The organism is Pseudomonas sp. 05N36 (assembly GCF_056397385.1).
This window is the reverse complement of the sequence record NZ_JBFTNH010000005.1, coordinates 303168-319648: the sequence shown is the minus strand read 5'-3', so window position 1 is coordinate 319648 and position 16481 is coordinate 303168. Positions and strand designations below refer to the sequence as shown.

At 60.9% G+C, this 16481-nt stretch carries 17 protein-coding genes and 1 pseudogene; 10 read left to right on the top strand and 8 right to left on the bottom strand.

From position 1 onward, the window contains the following. Positions 1-2: 2 nt before the first annotated feature. The 4 genes from AC1DIH_RS09885 to lptM are packed head-to-tail and all read right to left on the bottom strand — an operon-like array spanning position 3 to position 3007. On the bottom strand, positions 3-728 hold the full coding sequence (locus AC1DIH_RS09885) for a DUF484 family protein (protein ID WP_477771541.1): 726 nt from the start codon (positions 726-728) through the stop codon (positions 3-5). Positions 729-741: 13 nt separating this feature from the next. Beyond that, the gene (dapF, locus tag AC1DIH_RS09880) at positions 742-1572 is read right to left on the bottom strand and encodes a diaminopimelate epimerase (protein ID WP_427529669.1); all 831 of its coding nucleotides are present in this window, start codon (positions 1570-1572) and stop codon (positions 742-744) included. 4 nt (positions 1573-1576) lie between these two features. Continuing rightward, a complete protein-coding gene (lysA, locus tag AC1DIH_RS09875; RefSeq protein ID WP_477771540.1) occupies positions 1577-2824 on the bottom strand; it encodes a diaminopimelate decarboxylase in 1248 nt (415 codons plus the stop codon). Positions 2825-2833: 9 nt separating this feature from the next. Further along, on the bottom strand, positions 2834-3007 hold the full coding sequence (gene lptM / locus AC1DIH_RS09870; RefSeq protein WP_019694236.1) for an LPS translocon maturation chaperone LptM: 174 nt from the start codon (positions 3005-3007) through the stop codon (positions 2834-2836). A gap of 238 nt (positions 3008-3245) precedes the next feature. Here lptM and cyaY point away from each other — a divergent pair, with 238 nt between their 5' ends. The 3 genes from cyaY (at position 3246) to rnk (ending at position 4928) form a co-directional block, all read left to right on the top strand. After that, complete coding sequence (gene cyaY, locus AC1DIH_RS09865; RefSeq protein ID WP_054594615.1) at positions 3246-3578, top strand: iron donor protein CyaY; 333 nt, start codon at positions 3246-3248, stop codon at positions 3576-3578. A gap of 4 nt (positions 3579-3582) precedes the next feature. Further along, on the top strand, positions 3583-3807 hold the full coding sequence (locus AC1DIH_RS09860; protein ID WP_477771539.1) for a DUF1289 domain-containing protein: 225 nt from the start codon (positions 3583-3585) through the stop codon (positions 3805-3807). Between the two features lie 710 nt (positions 3808-4517). Then, the gene (gene rnk / locus AC1DIH_RS09855) at positions 4518-4928 is read left to right on the top strand and encodes a nucleoside diphosphate kinase regulator (protein WP_123581052.1); all 411 of its coding nucleotides are present in this window, start codon (positions 4518-4520) and stop codon (positions 4926-4928) included. Between the two features lie 6 nt (positions 4929-4934). Here rnk and AC1DIH_RS09850 read toward each other — a convergent pair whose 3' ends face one another. The 3 genes from AC1DIH_RS09850 to AC1DIH_RS09840 form a co-directional block, all read right to left on the bottom strand. After that, a complete protein-coding gene (locus tag AC1DIH_RS09850) occupies positions 4935-7784 on the bottom strand; it encodes a class I adenylate cyclase (RefSeq protein WP_477771538.1) in 2850 nt (949 codons plus the stop codon). Positions 7785-7968: 184 nt separating this feature from the next. After that, the gene (locus AC1DIH_RS09845) at positions 7969-8214 is read right to left on the bottom strand and encodes a TIGR02647 family protein (protein ID WP_019694230.1); all 246 of its coding nucleotides are present in this window, start codon (positions 8212-8214) and stop codon (positions 7969-7971) included. A gap of 162 nt (positions 8215-8376) precedes the next feature. After that, positions 8377-8661 (bottom strand): hypothetical protein, encoded by a 285-nt coding sequence (locus AC1DIH_RS09840; protein ID WP_477771537.1) that lies wholly within the window; start codon positions 8659-8661, stop codon positions 8377-8379. Between the two features lie 125 nt (positions 8662-8786). Between AC1DIH_RS09840 and AC1DIH_RS09835 the strand changes: the two genes are divergently transcribed. Next, complete coding sequence (locus AC1DIH_RS09835) at positions 8787-9446, top strand: glutathione S-transferase family protein (RefSeq protein WP_477771536.1); 660 nt, start codon at positions 8787-8789, stop codon at positions 9444-9446. Between the two features lie 101 nt (positions 9447-9547). On the opposite strand, the gene argH is transcribed toward AC1DIH_RS09835, so the two are convergent. Then, positions 9548-10942 carry an argininosuccinate lyase gene (argH, locus tag AC1DIH_RS09830; protein WP_477771535.1) on the bottom strand — a complete coding sequence of 465 codons (1395 nt, stop codon included), beginning with the start codon at positions 10940-10942 and terminating at the stop codon, positions 9548-9550. Between the two features lie 252 nt (positions 10943-11194). Here argH and AC1DIH_RS09825 point away from each other — a divergent pair. From AC1DIH_RS09825 to AC1DIH_RS09800, 6 genes and pseudogenes are all read left to right on the top strand, one after another. Continuing rightward, a pseudogene (locus AC1DIH_RS09825) lies at positions 11195-11443 on the top strand (sensor histidine kinase); the annotation flags it as partial. After that, positions 11440-12186, top strand: a complete 747-nt coding sequence (locus AC1DIH_RS09820; RefSeq protein WP_123581046.1) for a LytR/AlgR family response regulator transcription factor — start codon at positions 11440-11442, stop codon at positions 12184-12186. The pseudogene AC1DIH_RS09825 and the gene AC1DIH_RS09820, both read left to right, overlap by 4 nt. 137 nt (positions 12187-12323) lie before the next feature. Further along, entirely contained in the window at positions 12324-13265 is a 942-nt protein-coding gene (hemC, locus tag AC1DIH_RS09815; RefSeq protein WP_427538827.1) for a hydroxymethylbilane synthase, read from the top strand. Further along, a complete protein-coding gene (locus AC1DIH_RS09810; protein ID WP_477771534.1) occupies positions 13262-14026 on the top strand; it encodes a uroporphyrinogen-III synthase in 765 nt (254 codons plus the stop codon). Before hemC ends, AC1DIH_RS09810 begins: the two co-directional genes overlap by 4 nt. A gap of 16 nt (positions 14027-14042) precedes the next feature. Continuing rightward, positions 14043-15167 (top strand): uroporphyrinogen-III C-methyltransferase, encoded by a 1125-nt coding sequence (locus tag AC1DIH_RS09805; RefSeq protein WP_477771533.1) that lies wholly within the window; start codon positions 14043-14045, stop codon positions 15165-15167. After that, positions 15164-16402, top strand: coding sequence for a heme biosynthesis HemY N-terminal domain-containing protein (locus AC1DIH_RS09800; protein WP_477771532.1), 1239 nt, complete (start codon positions 15164-15166; stop codon positions 16400-16402). The genes AC1DIH_RS09805 and AC1DIH_RS09800 overlap by 4 nt, the downstream gene beginning before the upstream one ends. Positions 16403-16481: the final 79 nt, after the last annotated feature.

Below are 16481 nucleotides of genomic sequence, written 5' to 3'. Positions count from 1 at the left end.
GGTCAGCGTACCGAGCGTAGCGAAGTGTTGACCCGAGGCAGTACGCGGCCCATGACTTCAGCGACGTAGCTTAAGAACAGCGTGCCTACCGAACTTTTGTAGTGCTGCGGATCGCGACTGGCAATCGCCAGGACACCGTGCAGGCCTTGATGGCTGATGCTGACCACCGCCGTGGAGCCGATCTGCTTGCGCTGTTCTTCACCAAACAGGAAGTCCAGCTCGTGTTCGCGCAGGCTGCCGCTGACGGTTTTGCCCTCCGACAACAAGCCACCGATGGCCTTTTGTGCGTCGGCACTGGTCACCGAGCGGCCGACCGGCAGGGGCTCGTCGCTGAACAGGATCAGGCTGACAAAGGGCACCTGGAAATCCTGGCGCAGGCTGTCTTCGACGCTGATGACCACGTCGTCCAGGCTGCTGGCGTCCATCAAGGCGAGCGTCAGTCGGCGGGTTTTGTCGAACAGCCGGTCGTTGTCGCGGGCGACGTCCATCAGTTGCGAGAGGCGATGGCGCATCTCGATGTTGCGTTCGCGCAGAATTTTCATCTGGCGCTCGACCAACGAGATGGTGTCGCCGCGCTGGTGCGGAATGCGTAGCGCCGGGAGCAGTTCTTCGTGCTCGACGAAGAAATCCGGATGAGCCTCCAGGTACGCGGCAATCGCCGCCGCCTCCAGGCTTTCGGAAGGGGATTCGTCGGGCTGTGGGGCTGGAACCTGAGGCTGATCAGTCATGTATTTCGCTCACTCAAAGACGCACTTGTCCTTCGTATACGCGTACTGCCGGGCCGGTCATCATCACCGGATGGCCAGGACCTGCCCATTCAATGGACAAGCGCCCGCCAGGCAGGTCGATCAATAGCGGCGAATCCATCCACCCCTGGCTGATCGCGGCCACTGCGGCAGCGCAGGCCCCGGTCCCGCAGGCCTGGGTTTCCCCGGTGCCGCGTTCCCAGACGCGCAACTGCGCACGGCTCCGGTCGATGACCTGGAGAAAACCGACATTGACCCGCGCCGGGAAGCGCGGGTGGTTTTCGATTTTCGGTCCCAGCTCATGCACCGGCGCGTTGTTGATGTCACTGACCCGCACTACCGCGTGGGGATTGCCCATGGAGACTGCGGCCAGTTCGACGGTCTGGCCGTCGACCTCGACCTGATAACTCAAGGCCTGAGCGGGCGCCTGGAATGGAATGTCTGCCGGCACCAGGCGCGGTGCACCCATGTTGACGCTGATCTGGCCGTCGTTGCGGATATCCAGTTCGATGATGCCGCTTTTGGTCTCGACGCGAATCTGCCGCTTGGCGGTCAGGCGCTTGTCCAGAACGAAGCGCGCAAAACAGCGCGCACCGTTGCCGCATTGCTCGACTTCGGAGCCGTCGGCGTTGAAGATCCGGTAACGGAAATCCACATCCGGGTTGCTCGGCGCTTCGACGATCAGCAACTGGTCGAAACCGACACCGGTGTGCCGGTCGCCCCATTGCTTGGCGTGCTTGGGCAGAATGTGCGCGTGCTGGCTGACCAGGTCGAGGACCATGAAGTCGTTGCCCAGGCCATGCATCTTGGTAAAACGCAGCAGCATGGGTTTACTCCGGCAGCAGGCTTTCGCCAGCAAACAACTCGGCTACTGTCTCGCGGCGACGCACTTCGATTGCCTGATCACCGTCCACCAGCACTTCAGCAGCGCGGCCGCGAGTGTTGTAGTTGGAGCTCATGACAAACCCGTACGCACCGGCCGAATGCACGGCCAGCAAGTCGCCTTCTTCGAGTGCCAGCTGACGGTCCTTGGCGAGGAAGTCGCCGGTTTCGCAGATTGGCCCGACGATGTCGTAGGCGCGTGCCGGCGTTGCGCGCGGGCGCACGGCCGTGACGTCCATCCAGGCCTGATACAGCGCCGGGCGGATCAGGTCGTTCATGGCCGCGTCGACGATGGCGAAGTCTTTGTGTTCGGTGTGCTTGAGGTACTCGACCTCGGTCAGCAGCACGCCGGCGTTGGCGACGATGAAACGGCCCGGCTCGAACACTAGCGTCAGGTCGCGACCGTCGATGCGTTCGCGTACGGCATTGATGTAGTCGGCAGCCAATGGCGGCTCTTCATCGCGATAACGCACGCCCAAACCGCCGCCGAGGTCGATGTGGCGCAGGTAGATTCCGCAATCGCCCAGGCGGTCGATCAGCGCCAGCAGGCGGTCGAGGGCATCGATGAAGGGCGGCAGGGTGGTCAGTTGCGAACCGATGTGGCAATCGACACCGACCACTTCCAGGTTAGGCAGTTGGGCGGCACGGACATATACGTCTTCGGCGTCGGCAATGGCGATGCCGAACTTGTTTTCTTTGAGACCGGTAGAAATGTACGGGTGAGTGCCGGCATCGACGTCCGGGTTGACCCGCAGCGAGATCGGCGCGCGAACGCCAAGCTCGGCCGCGACAACTTGCAGGCGCTCGAGCTCGTCGGTGGATTCGACGTTGAAGCAGTGCACGCCGACTTCCAGGGCGCGACGCATGTCTTCACGGGTCTTGCCGACGCCGGAGAAAACGATCTTGTCGGCCTGGCCACCGGCGGCCAGAACACGTTCCAGCTCGCCACCGGAGACGATGTCGAAACCGGCGCCCATACGCGCCAGGACATTCAGTACACCCAGGTTGGAGTTGGCCTTGACCGCAAAGCAGACCAGGTGCGGCGTACCGGCCAGAGCGTCGGCGAACGCCAGGTACTGGGCTTCGATGTGCGCGCGGGAGTAGACGTAGGTCGGTGTGCCAAAGCGTTCGGCGATGGCGGACAGGGCAACACCTTCCGCGAACAGCTCACCGTCACGGTAGTTAAAAGCGTCCATGATGTTCCCTTAGTAGGTGCTGGTACTGGTGCTGTGCTGGTGCGCTTTGGACTGCGACGACTTCGCCTGTTCTTCAGGCGATTTGCTGTCATCGGGCAGATACAGCGGCCCTTTTTGACCACAGGCAGTGACAAGGCAGGCAACCGCGACGAGCGCAGCAAGGGAAGAGATCAGGCGCTTCATGGCGAAATCCTTGAAAATGCGTTAATTGCGCCGGAGTATACCGGCCACCCGGCAGCTTGCCTATGCGACGGACCACCCGTCCGGCGGGCCTTTGCCTGGGCACGCGATCAAGCGGCGCAAGGCGTGTCGATATTTTCTACTCTTGTCCGATGCTTGGTCGGTATCCTTTGCAATCGCTGGGGCTCGGCCGTATCTTGCGGCGCTTGAGCGTGAGTAGACACTTTTTGAGGTTCCCGCAATGAGTTTGACTGAAGCCCGTTTCCACGATCTGGTCGATGCCACCCAGCAAACGCTGGAGGATATTTTCGATGACAGTGGCCTGGATGTTGATCTGGAAAGCTCGGCCGGTGTGCTCACCGTCAAGTTCGAAAGCGGCAGCCAGTTGATCTTCAGTCGCCAGGAGCCGCTGCGTCAGCTGTGGCTGGCGGCCGTGTCCGGCGGCTTCCACTTCGACTATGACGAAGAAAGCGAACGCTGGATGTGTGACAAGAGCGAAGAGCAGCTCGGCGAGATGCTTGAGCGCATTGTCGGCGAGCAGGCCGGCGCCAAGCTTGATTTCGAAGGGTTGTGATCTGGTGACTGAGGCAGCACCCGTCCGACCGCCAAAGCCGCTGTACAGCAATGTCAGCGCGGCGGTGCCTTCGCCGTGCACCAGCGTCTGTCGGCTGGACGAGCAGAAAGTCTGCCTGGGCTGTTTCCGCCACGTCGAAGATATTCGCGAATGGCGCTCGGCGGACGATGATCGCCGCCGGGTGATTTGCGCCCAGGCTCAACAACGCAAAAACTCAGCCCCGCGCTAGTCCTCGTCCTTGTAGGAGCTGAGCTTGCTCGCGATGGCGGCCTGACAGCCGACCAACCTCCCGCGGATGTACACCAATCGAAATTGTGGGAGCTGGCTTGCCTGCGATGGCGGCCTGACAGCCGACCAATCTCTCGTGGATGTACACCAATCAAAACTGTGGGAGCGAGCCTGCTCGCGATGGCGGCCTGATAGCCGACCAATCTCCCGCAGGTGTACATATCCATTTCTGCGGTAACGGCCACTTACGGTTYCGCCCTKACGGCGWSTCMCTTTGGCAAACGYCGGAGTGCCGGCCCAGCCCAAAGKAASCAAAGGTCTCGCCCCAAGCGTMCGGCACCTCACTCCGGTGTCCATCAGGGGGCATCGCCTACGGTCTGCTTCGCGACGACCTCCTCTCGATGTGTCCGGCTGCGCCGTACGGCGCTGCGCGCCCACCCCCTGATGAACACCTCCATTCGGCCTCCCGAAGGGGCGGGTGGATCAAGATCAACAGCAACAGCAACAGCAACAGCACGGCGGCCTACCGGCCGGCCTGAGTGGGGGTGGTTGGCCTGAGTGGTTGGTTGGTTGGGGGGGCGGCGGCTTGTATATTTTTTGAGCTGTGATAGTGTCCGGATACGCCTCAACTCATCGAGGCCCGTGAAAACCCCGCCTATTTCTGGCGGGGTTTTGCTTTTGTCGTGCAGAAAAAAGGAGTCTGCCTTAATCATGACCGCACCTTCCATCATCCTTACCCGTCTGGACGTGCAACGTCTGGAGCGTTTGATCGACAGCCTGGATGACTCGCTGCCAGGTGTTATCGCGCTGCAAACCGAACTGGATCGCGCCGATACGCTGGTCGGTCACGACGAAGTGCCTGCCGATGTCGTGACCATGAATTCGCGTGTGCATTGCCGTGAAGAAAGCAGCGGCAAGGACTATCACCTGACCCTGGTTTATCCACAGGACGCCAATGCCGACGAAGGCCGGATTTCCATTCTCGCGCCGGTAGGCAGCGCGTTGCTCGGTTTGAAGGTTGGCCAGCACATCGATTGGCCGGCACCGGGTGGCAAGACCTTGAAGCTGACCCTGCTTGAGGTTGAGTCGCAACCCAAGAATGGCGGCGACTGCACGTTCTGACACGCCTCAGGCCTGTTCGAGCGCCTTGTTCAATGCGCGCTCCAGGTCTGCCTTGTAGCGCAGGTAAAGATTGCTGGAACTCTGACCATCACCGAGCAGGCCGGACAGGTCCAGGTCGGTGATGTAGCAGCGATAGTGTTGCGCCTCGCGACGCTGCCCGACGATCTCCTGCGCGACCATGGCAAATAGCTGGTCGCCATGTTCCAGCTCGGAAAACTCCCGCTGATTGCAATACAGGGTGACCTGGCCTTGCCCCGGTACGGCTTTGCCGACGATTGCCTGGACGTCGTAGAACGGCTTGTTCACCGGTGTTTGCGGTGCCGGGCGCGGCTCGACCCGGCGTGCCCGGCTGGTGCCCGATGGCAGCAGTTGGTAGTACAGGGTTTCCAGGGCGGCCACCGGTTGGGCAGGGTCCATCGGCAACAGCGCGTCACGGCGAAACAGGATCGATTGCAGGAAACGTTGCAGTGGCACCAGCAGGCTTTGCTCGTCGTGATACGGCTGGCGCTGTTGCCACAGGGCATTGAATTCATCCAGCACGTACAACTCGGCGTGGGCATCGTTGATGCGGTAAAACACCTGAATGCAGTCGGGCTGGCCCATCGACAGGATCAGCGCCAGGTCGTGATCCGCCAGCGCCATCGGGTCCAGTTGCAGCGGGCTGTAGCGGGTCAGGTCCTGGTTCAGGTAATCGAGCAGTGCCGGCAGGCTGGCCAGCGCGACATGATTGACCTGGCCGGGCACCAGTTCCAGCACGTGGTAATGCTGCTGGACCTGGATCAGGTAGCGATGATTGAGTTTGCTGAGCAGCAGGTTCTGCGCGGTATCGAGGACTTCTTCGACACGCTGGGCGATGAACTGCGCGCGGTTATGGCAGAAGCAGCGCACTCGCAGTCGAGGTTGCTGTGGGCCGCTTGGCAGAGTGTTGAGGTAATCGCGCAGGCAATCGAGCAGGGCGTGGGCGCCGTCGTAGCGGCTGACCAGCACTTCGTTCCAGCTGTTGAGCGTGACCTGGTCAAGGGTCAGCACCAGGTTCTCGCGCACCCCGGCGTAGCTCAGCGAGTCTGTGCGCTCGGTGGTCATCAGGATGTTCAGGTCGCGGTGGTGCTTGAGCGGGTCGACGCCCACGTTCACCAGAATCAACACCTCGCTCGGCACGCTGGCATGCAGCAGTTGTTCTTCGCTGACGCTGGTCAGGGGCAGCGCGATGGTCTGTTGCAGGCTGCCCAGCAGATTGAACAGCTCGAACTCGCTCAGGTCGCTGCTGCCGGGGTGCAAGGCCAGGCGCGTGCTGCTGTCGATCACGCCGTTGCGGTGGCACCAGGTCAGTAGTTCCAGCAGTTCGCGGCTGCGCTTGATCGGCGCGAAATGTTCCCACTCCTGCGCAGCCAGATTGCCGTTATACAAACCCCAGTGGCTCTGCCCAGGCTCTTTCTTGTTTGCTGACTGGACGAGGGTCAGTGTGTCTTCGGCAAGATCCGGTGCGATCCCGGGGTTGATGAACTCGATCTTGTCGGCCTTGCGTTCGAAGGCGGCATACAGCCTGCGGCCCAGTACATTGAGGTCGCGCTTGTTGATCAGGCTGACGCTCTGCTCGGTACGGGCGAACTGGGTCAGGAAGCGGTAGCTGTAGTTGAGTTCATTCACCAGGGCCCGGCGTTCGGCGCTGACCTGGCGGACCTTCCATTTGCTGCGGCTGTCGAGCATTGCCAATTGCCGCTGATCCCAGCCCCATTCTTCAGCCAGCCGCTCCAGCAGCAGGCGCTGCCAGCTTTTGCTGCGCTGACCACTGTTGCCGGTCAGCTTGCGATTGACCTTGAGGTACAAGGCGCGCCGAACCAGCTCCAGCCGTTCCGGCTCGCCTCGGGCGGTGAGGTATTCCTCGATGCGCCGGTAGACCACGATGTACGGGTCGAGCTCATCCAGATCGAGACGGTTGGCGAATACGGCTCGCTTGAAGCGCAGGCTCAGGCATTGAACGTTCGGGTGTTCGCTGGCGTAGACCTCGGTCAGCAGCAGCTTGAGCACCGATTTGTAGGGTGACTCGATACCTTTGAACAACTGCCAGAGCCCGGCCCCGATGAATTCGCCGGGTGGAATCCGCGCCAGGTGGCCGAGATCGAGGGTTTCGTCGGCGCGGATAAAGCGTTTGGACAGTAATGTATGGGTGTACTGGTCGTAGCCGGCCTCTTCGTACACTGGCACCAGCCACCAGATTGGCGTGCGCCCCGCGAGCCAGATGGCGGTGCGATAGAACTCATCGAGCAGCAAGTAATGCTGGGTGGTGCCGCAATCGTCGGAGCTCAATTGGGTGTCGCGTTCGCCGCGGACGAAGCGTTGCGGGTCAATCAGAAAGAAATGCGCCTCGGCGCCCTGGCTGGCGGCCCAGGTTTCGAGCAGTTGGCATTTTTTACGCAGTTCGGCGAGTTCGCTTTCGCTCAGGTCCGGGGCGTGGCAAACCCACACGTCCATGTCGCTTTGATCGGCCTGGGCGAGCGTGCCGAGGCTGCCCATCAGGAACAAACCCTGAATCGGCCGCGGCGGATTGCCGTGGCGGGGCTTGTAGGAGAAGGAGCGGGTCAGGCGTTGCGCTTCGGCGAGCGCCGTGGCGTCAGGTTCGAAATTCGACAGCCCGGCCGGTGTGCTGCCCGAGACGTAACCTGGCAACAGCGGGTGATTGACGTGGAAGAACAGCGGCAGCAGGGTCAAAACCCCTTGCTGGCGGGGTGACAACCCTTCCATGGCACGGGCCAGCCGGCCGTCATTGAGCTTCAGAAAGCGCGCACGCAACTGGCTGAGAACCTTGCGATCGATTCCTTCGTCCAGATCAGGGCGGATTTCATGGGTGCGGGTCATGTCAGCTCAAACCGGCTCGCAGTGCTCGAACGTGGGAAGGTCTCAGGGCGATGGGCAGTTTACAGCCTGATGCTCGGGACTTTTAAGCTGAATTTTGGTTTCTGGCGTCAAATTTCTATCGATGAGCGACAGTCTGCCCGCGGAAATCCCGTAGCAGGGGTTCCCGTGGGCGATACGGCAGCGATTATGCGGTTTCTTGGACAGACAGAATGGTCAGAACGGTCTGAATATTCTGTGCGGCATCACGGCCCAGGCTGGTCAGATAACCGCCATCGGGCTGGGTGATCAACTCTTTGTCGAACAGGCGTTGTGCGGCGGCAATGGCTTTCGGGGCAGCGGTCTGATGAATTTTCAAACCTTCCTGGGAACTGTCCAGGTTGAAGAGTGCAAGGATTTCCAGTTCGGCAACCAGCTCAGGGGTAAGCGACATAAGGACTCCAGACTTTCTAGGAATAGACGACAGCGCCCCTAAGGTGAACGCACTCGGGCGAGCTGTCCAGTGTTGCCTTAGAGCTTTTCGTTGCAGGCAGTTGAACGAGCTTGCAGGCGCAGCTCCCTCGCCACAATGAGAGCCGTGCCCGCGCGATAGAGGTTATTTCTTTTCTGGCGGCAACTCTGGCAGTGCGCGCAACGCGGCTTCATACCATTCGGTATTGAACGCGCGGTCTTCTTCGAGGAGTGCGTCGATTTYAACGGCCAGAACGTGGGCCATCAGGTTCAGAATTTCTTCACGCTCGTAACCGACCAGGGTCAGTTTGTTGAACGTCGCCTCGGCTGCTGGCGGGTTGTCGCTTTCGATCTGGTTTTCGATGGCTTCGATCAGGGTGGTTTCGGCGAATTCTTCTTCGTCGTTGTCGATATCGCTAGGCTCGCTCATGGCAGGCTCCAAAAGGAAAGGTCGCCAGTTTACCTGCATTCAGCCGTGTGATGCTGCTGGCAAGAGTGCTCCCGACGTTCTATAACAGTCGCTGCCAACCCCCTGCACGGCCTGGAGGCTATGTGATGCTCAAGCTTTATGGATTTTCCGTCAGCAACTACTACAACATGGTCAAACATGCGTTGCTGGAAAAGGGCCTGCCCTTTGAGGAAGTAGCGTTTTACGCCGGGCAAAGCCCTGAGGCGCTGGCCATCAGCCCGCGTGGCAAGGTTCCGGTGTTGGGTGTCGAACAAGGGTTCGTCAACGAGACCAGTGTGATTCTCCAGTACCTCGAAGACACGCAATCGGGTCCTGCGCTTCTGCCCAAAACACCGTTCGAGCGGGCTCAGGTTCTGGCGCTGGCCAAGGAAATCGAGCTGTACATCGAACTACCGGCTCGCGCCTGTTTCCCTGAGGCCTTTTTCGGCATGCCGGTGCCGGAAGCGATCAAGGAAAAAGCCAAGGCCGAGCTGCTGCTGGGGATTGCGTCACTGGGGCGTCACGGCAAGTTCGCGCCGTACGTCGCGGGCGCAACCCTGAGCGTGGCGGACCTGTACTTCCTGTACAGCGTCAGCATCGCCTGCGCGGTTGGCAAAAAGCTCTTCGATCTGGATTTGCTGGCCGAGTTGCCAGCCGCCAGGGCATTGCTTGAGCAATTGGAGCAGACACCGCATGCCAAGCGCATCGCGGCAGACAAGGAAGCGGCGATGCCAGGGTTTTTGGCGATGATCGCTTCCAGGAAGTAAGTCTTGTAGTGATCTGAAGTCAGTCATCGCGAGCAGGCTCGCTCCCACAAGGATCACGCTGAACCTGTGGGAGCGAGCCTGCTCGCGATGCTTTTAGCGGTTTAGCGGCTGGCCAGCAGCGCCTGGCCGCGAACCACGGCGGCCTTCACCTGCGCCGGCGCAGTGCCGCCGATGTGGTTACGGGCATTCACCGAGCCTTCCAGCGTCAGGACGGCAAACACGTCCTGTTCGATCTGGTCGCTGAACTTGCGCAGTTCTTCCAGGCTCATCTCTGCCAGATCCTTGCCGGTTTCCACGCCGTACTTCACCGCGTGACCGACGATTTCGTGACAGTCACGGAACGGCAGGCCGCGGCGCACCAGATAATCCGCCAGGTCGGTGGCCGTGGAGAAGCCGCGCAGTGCCGCTTCACGCATGATGGCGTGCTTTGGCTTGATCGCCGGGATCATGTCGGCAAAGGCCCGCAGTGAGTCGCGCAAGGTGTCGGCGGCGTCGAACAGCGGCTCTTTATCTTCCTGGTTGTCCTTGTTGTAGGCCAATGGCTGGCCTTTCATCAACGTCAGCAGGCCCATCAGCGCGCCGAACACCCGGCCGCTTTTACCGCGCACCAGTTCCGGGACGTCAGGGTTTTTCTTTTGCGGCATGATCGAGCTGCCGGTGCAGAAGCGATCAGGCAGATCGATGAACTGGAATTGTGCGCTGGTCCATAGCACCAGCTCTTCGGAGAAGCGCGACAGGTGCATCATCGCGATGCTTGCAGCCGAGCAGAACTCGATGGCGAAGTCACGATCCGAGACGTTGTCCAGCGAGTTGCCGCCAACAGCGTCGAAGCCCAGCAATTGGGCCGTCAGCTCGCGGTCGATCGGGTAGGTGGTGCCGGCCAGCGCGGCGCTGCCGAGCGGCATGCGGTTGGTGCGCTTGCGGCAATCGACCAGACGCTCGTAGTCGCGGCTGAGCATTTCGAACCAGGCCAGCATGTGATGACCGAAGGTCACGGGCTGTGCGGTTTGCAGGTGGGTGAAGCCGGGCATGATGGTGCCGGATTCGCGCTCTGCCTGTTCCAGCAGGCCTTTTTGCAGGCGGGTGATTTCGCTCAGGATCAGGTCGATCTCGTCACGTAGCCACAGGCGGATATCGGTCGCCACCTGGTCGTTGCGGCTGCGGCCGGTGTGCAGCTTCTTGCCGGTGACGCCGATGCGGTCGGTCAGGCGCGCCTCGATGTTCATGTGCACATCTTCAAGGTCGATGCGCCAGTCGAAGGTGCCGGCCTCGATTTCGCTCTGGATGGTCTTCAGGCCGTCGATGATGCTGTCGCGCTCGGCATCGGTCAGCACGCCGACCTTGGCGAGCATGGTGGCGTGGGCGACGGAGCCCATGATGTCGTGACGATAGAGGCGCTGGTCGAAAGTGACGGAGGCGGTGAAGCGGGCGACGAAGGCGTCGACGGGTTCACTGAAGCGGCCGCCCCAGGACTGATTGGTCTTGTCAGTGCTCATGAATTCGCTCGTGATCGGCTGAAGGAAAATGGCGTTAAAACCTGCGGTGGATAATAACAGGGTTGCCAATCCTGTCGGTGACACTGGTAGCTACGTTTTTTTCTTATTTGACCGGCCATACTCAATCGAGTCGCTGCCGCGTTTACGCAACGATATTTGTCAAATGGGCCCTGTCATCGCGGCAAGCGTCTACAGTTGGACGTGAGGGTCAGCGCAATTGTCGATCGTGTGCTGAGTCTCCTCGAAGCGTGCGACGTCAGTGTCGAAGCCGGCTATAAGAGAAGAGGGGTGTTCATATTGTGTAGCAGCAATCCCTACGGTGACGCCACGTCGCGGCTGGCTTCGAATGGAACTGCGCAGGCACCGATAAATATTGCAACCCGACGTACGGCACTTTTTGGCGCTCGCGCTAGTCTTAGCGTGGATCGCGGTGACGGATGTCACTTCACCTGTCTACGCTATCCTTGTGCGAGACTCACGCAGGAATCCAGCGCAATATGAATGTCCTGATCGTTGATGACGAACCCCAAGCCCGCGAGCGCCTGAGCCGTATGGTCGGCGAACTCGAGGGTTACAGTGTCCTGGAGCCCAGCGCCACCAATGGCGATGAGGCATTGACCCTGATCGACAGCCTGAAGCCCGATATCGTGCTGCTCGACATCCGCATGCCTGGCCTCGACGGCTTGCAAGTCGCCGCAAGGTTGTGCGAACGCGAGACGCCACCGGCGGTGGTGTTTTGTACGGCCCAGGATGAATTTGCCCTGGACGCCCTGCAGGCCAGCGCGGTGGGCTACCTGGCGAAACCGGTGCGGTCGGAGCAGTTGCTCGACGCCCTGAAAAAAGCCGAGCGCCCGAACCGCGTCCAGCTCGCGGCGCTGACTCGGCCGGCGGCAGAAACCGGCAGTGGCCCACGCAGCCATATCAGTGCGCGAACCCGCAAAGGCATCGAGCTGATCCCGTTGGCTCAAGTGGTCTATTTCATCGCCGACCACAAATATGTGACCTTGCGCCACGAAGGTGGCGAGGTTCTGCTGGACGAGCCATTGAAAGCCCTTGAAGACGAATTTGGCGACCGGTTCGTACGTATTCACCGCAATGCACTGGTGGCCCGCGAACGTATCGAACGGCTGCAACGCACGCCACTCGGGCATTTCCAGCTTTTTCTCAAAGGCCTCAACGGTGATGCGCTGATTGTTAGCCGACGTCATGTCGCGGGTGTGCGCAAGATGATGCAACAGCTTTAGTCCGCTGTTCGCGCACGGATTTCACTCTCCTTTACCGGACAGGTGAGGCAGGGAGGCTGCGCTGTTTCTGATACAAGTCAAAGCGGATTTGCCTGAGCTGTTATTATCCGCTGTATCTATTCAGTACGGATTGATCCATGTCCCCTCGCGAAATCCGCATCGCTACCCGCAAAAGTGCCTTGGCCTTGTGGCAGGCCGAATACGTCAAAGCTCGTCTGGAGCAAGCCCACCCGGGCCTGGTCGTGACGCTGGTGCCTATGGTCAGTCGCGGCGACAAGCTGCTCGATTCGCCGCTGTCGAAAATCGGCGGCAAGGGCCTGTTCGTCAAAGAGCTGGAAACCGCGCTGCTCGAAAACGAAGCCGACATTGCCGTGCACTCTATGAAAGACGTGCCGATGGACTTCCCCGAAGGCCTCGGTCTGTTTTGCATCTGCGAACGCGAAGACCCGCGTGACGCCTTTGTTTCCAACACCTATGCAAGCCTCGACGAGTTGCCTCAGGGCAGCGTGGTCGGCACCTCCAGCCTGCGTCGCCAGGCACAACTGCTGACCCGTCGCCCGGACCTGCAAATCCGCTTTCTGCGCGGCAACGTCAACACTCGGCTGGCCAAGCTCGACGCCGGTGAGTACGACGCAATCATCCTTGCAGCAGCCGGTTTGATTCGCCTGGGCTTTGAAGATCGCATCAGCTCATCGATCAGTGTCGATGACAGTCTTCCAGCAGGAGGCCAAGGTGCAGTCGGTATCGAATGCCGCAGCGCCGACAACGACATTCATGCCTTGCTTGCCCCTCTGCATCATCAGGACACCGCCACGCGGGTCACTGCCGAGCGTGCGCTGAACAAGCATTTGAACGGTGGCTGTCAGGTGCCGATCGCGTGCTATGCGGTGCTTGAAGGCGAGCAGATCTGGCTGCGCGGCCTGGTGGGCGATCCGAAGGGGGGGCTGTTGCTCCGTGCCGAGGGTCGTGCGCCACGCAGCGATGCCGCAGCCTTGGGTGTACGAGTTGCCGAAGACCTTCTTGGCCAGGGCGCCAACGATATTCTGAAGTCGGTCTATGGCGAGGCAGGTCACGAGTGACGGGGTGGCGCCTGCTGTTGACGCGTCCCGCGGATGATTCGGCGATGCTGACCGATATTCTTGCCGAAAAGGGGATTTTCAGCAGCAGCTTGCCGCTTTTGGAGATAGAGCCGATTCCTGTCTCTGAGACAATGCGCCAGGTGATCCAGGGTATGGATCGCTATTGTGCGGTCATCGTGGTCAGTAAGCCGGCCGCCCGAATCGGTGTGGATCTGCTTGATCGGTACTGCTCGCAATCACTGCGCTTGAAATGGTTCAGCGTGGGGGCGGCGACTGCGCAGATCCTCAAGGATCATGGGTTGGACGCGAGCTTTCCGGTGGAAGGCGATGACAGCGAAGCGTTGCTTGAGCTGACGCCGTTGCGCGAGGCTATCGCCCGGCCCGATGCCCGTGTGCTGATCATGCGCGGAGAGGGTGGACGTGAGCTGCTCGCGGAGCGTTTGCGCGAGCAAGGTGCTAGTGTCGATTATCTGGAGTTGTACCGTCGCGGCTTGCCGCGGTATGCCGAGGGGGCATTGCCTGAGCGGATTTACGCGGAACGCTTGAACGGCGTAGTGGTCAGCAGTGGGCAGGGATTTGAGCACCTGCGCCAATTGGCGGGCAGTGCCTGGCCTGAGTTGGCGCGGTTGCCTTTGTTTGTTCCAAGCCCTCGGGTAGCCGAGATGGCGCTGGCCGCCGGCGCCCAAACAGTTGTGGATTGTCGTGGCGCCAGTGCCGCGGCTTTGCTAACGGCGTTGCGGGAAACCCGGCCCGTTCTCTAATGCAAAGGATGGATACGTGAGCGAAACAGCCTTGCCAAAAGATAACGTCCAGCCAGCGCTCGATGCGTCGGTTGAAACTGTAAAGAGCCCTGAGCCGCGTCGTGGCAACGGGCTGGTGATCCTGGCAATGTTGCTGGGTGCCGCGGGGGTTGCCGCTGGCGGTTGGGGGATCTGGCAGGTGCGTAGCCTGCAAGCCAACAATCAGCAACAGCTGGGGCAATTGCAGGCCCTGAACGATCAGGCACAAAGCTTCAAGCTCAATGAGCAGCGCCTGACAGCCCGACTTGAGCAATTACCGCCAGCCAATGAACTGGAAGACCGACGACGCCTGGTTGTCCAGTTGCAGGGCGACCAGCAACGCTTGAATCAGCGTCTGGAAACGGTTCTGGGCGCCAGCCGCAAGGACTGGCGTTTGGCCGAGGCCGAGCACCTGCTGCGTCTGGCCAGCTTGCGTCTGTCTGCCTTGCAGGACATCAGTAGCGCTCAGGCTCTGGTGCAAGGTGCCGATGAAATCCTTCGCGAGCAGAATGATCCGGGCTCTTTCGCCGCCCGCGAGCAGATTGCGAAAAGTCTTGCTGCGCTGCGCAGTACCGAGCAACCGGATCGCACCGGATTGTTCCTGCAACTGGGAGCCTTGCGTGATCAGGTGGCTGAACTCAGCGAACTTGCCCCGGAGTTTCATGAGCGCGATTCGCTCTCGGCCCTGACCTCCGATGGCGATGGCGCCAGTCGCTGGGCGCAATGGTGGGACCAGATTTCGCGCTACATTCGCATCGATTTCAACGCCGATAAAAACATTCGTCCATTGCTCGCCGGGCAAAGCCTGACCCAGGTCCGTCTGGCGCTGAGCCTGGCGCTTGAGCAAGCGCAGTGGGCTGCGCTCAACGGCCAGGCGCCGGTGTATACCCAGGCGCTGACGGAAGCGCGGGATGTGCTCAAGGGCAGCTTCAATCAGGACAACCCGCAAAGCAAAGTGATGCTTGAGCAGGTTGCCGTGTTGAGCAAGCAACCGGTAACGGTCATCACGCCTGACCTGGCAACCACCCTGAGCACGGTGCAGGCGTACCTGGAGCGGCGTAACGTCAGTGCCGAGGACTCGGTGAAACCTGCCGCGAGCACTACGCCGGTGACCAGCCCATGAAGCGACTTTATGTGATTGTGTTTTTGCTCATCGCCGCTGCCGGTGGGTTGGGGCTGGCCATCGCCCAGCACTCGGGTTACGTGCTGATCGCCTACAAGACCTTCCGCTACGAATCGAGCCTGTGGGCGACGCTGGCACTGGTGGCGGTGATCTGGCTGGTGCTATGGGGCATCAAGATGCTGATCGAGTTGGTGGCCACGTCCAGCGGTGTGGTCAACCCTTGGTCGAACCGCAATCGCAGTCGTCGTGTGCAAGTGGCGATCGAGCATGGTCAGCTGGACCTGGCTGAAGGCCGTTGGGCCAGCGCCCAGCGTCATTTGTCTCGCGCCGCTGAAGCCGAACGCCAGCCGCTGCTCTACTACCTGGGGGCTGCACGAGCGGCGAACGAGCAGGGGCACTATGACGAAAGCGACAGCTTGCTGGAGCGTGCGCTGGAGCGTCAGCCTCAGGCCGAGTTGGCGATTGCCTTGAGTCACGCGCAGTTGCAAACCGATCGTGGCGATACCGACGGTGCGCTGACAACTCTTCAGGCCATGCACGAGCGTCATCCGCACAGCGTTCAGGTGTTGCGTCAGTTGCAACGTTTGCATCAACAGCGTGGCGACTGGTCGGCGGTCATTCGCCTGTTACCGGAATTGCGCAAGGACAAGGTTCTGCCGGCCAGCGAGCTGGCAGAGCTGGAGCGTCGTGCCTGGGGTGAAAACCTCACCCTGGCAGCTCGCCGGGAGGAAGACGGTGCGGTTGGATTGCAGGCACTCAATCGCGCCTGGCAACAGCTGACGTCCGCTCAGCGCCAAGAACCGCAACTGGTGCTTGCCTATGCCGAACAGTTGCGGCAACTGGGGGCTGAGGTCGAGGCAGAAGAGGTTTTGCGCGGAGCGCTCAAGCGTAAATATGACAGCCATCTGGCGCGGCTGTACGGCTTGCTGCGCGGCAGCGACCCGGCGCGGCAACTGCACGCGGCCGAGGGTTGGTTGAAGGACCATCCTGGCGACCCAAGCTTGCTGCTGACCCTGGGACGGTTGTGTTTGCAAAGCAGCCTGTGGGGCAAGGCGCGGGACTATCTGGAAAGCAGCCTGCGGGTTCAGCGCAACCCCGAGGCCTGTGCCGAGCTCGCACGTCTGCTGGCTCAGTTGGGTGACACCGAGCGCAGCAATCAGCTCTTCCAGGAAGGCCTGGGGCTGCTGGGCAAGCGCCTGCTGGCCTCGCCTTTGCCGGTGCCTGCCCGCGCGTAAGGTGCTGGACGACCGGGTCGCCCGAACGGGCGCCCCGGCGTTTGAATACCGTAAAATTCTTCCTCGTCATGCCGGGTAT

Excerpts from the sequence above, each read along its gene's own strand:
- argH (WP_477771535.1), bottom strand. The coding sequence starts at position 10,942 with ATGAGCACTGACAAGACCAATCAGTCCTGGGGCGGCCGCTTCAGTGAA.
- cyaY (WP_054594615.1), top strand. The coding sequence starts at position 3,246 with ATGAGTTTGACTGAAGCCCGTTTCCACGATCTGGTCGATGCCACCCAG.
- AC1DIH_RS09845 (WP_019694230.1), bottom strand. The coding sequence starts at position 8,214 with ATGTCGCTTACCCCTGAGCTGGTTGCCGAACTGGAAATCCTTGCACTC.
- AC1DIH_RS09850 (WP_477771538.1), bottom strand. The coding sequence starts at position 7,784 with ATGACCCGCACCCATGAAATCCGCCCTGATCTGGACGAAGGAATCGAT.
- AC1DIH_RS09885 (WP_477771541.1), bottom strand. The coding sequence starts at position 728 with ATGACTGATCAGCCTCAGGTTCCAGCCCCACAGCCCGACGAATCCCCT.
- hemC (WP_427538827.1), top strand. The coding sequence starts at position 12,324 with ATGTCCCCTCGCGAAATCCGCATCGCTACCCGCAAAAGTGCCTTGGCC.
- rnk (WP_123581052.1), top strand. The coding sequence starts at position 4,518 with ATGACCGCACCTTCCATCATCCTTACCCGTCTGGACGTGCAACGTCTG.
- dapF (WP_427529669.1), bottom strand. The coding sequence starts at position 1,572 with ATGCTGCTGCGTTTTACCAAGATGCATGGCCTGGGCAACGACTTCATG.
- AC1DIH_RS09800 (WP_477771532.1), top strand. The coding sequence starts at position 15,164 with ATGAAGCGACTTTATGTGATTGTGTTTTTGCTCATCGCCGCTGCCGGT.
- AC1DIH_RS09835 (WP_477771536.1), top strand. The coding sequence starts at position 8,787 with ATGCTCAAGCTTTATGGATTTTCCGTCAGCAACTACTACAACATGGTC.
- lysA (WP_477771540.1), bottom strand. The coding sequence starts at position 2,824 with ATGGACGCTTTTAACTACCGTGACGGTGAGCTGTTCGCGGAAGGTGTT.
- lptM (WP_019694236.1), bottom strand. The coding sequence starts at position 3,007 with ATGAAGCGCCTGATCTCTTCCCTTGCTGCGCTCGTCGCGGTTGCCTGC.
- AC1DIH_RS09820 (WP_123581046.1), top strand. The coding sequence starts at position 11,440 with ATGAATGTCCTGATCGTTGATGACGAACCCCAAGCCCGCGAGCGCCTG.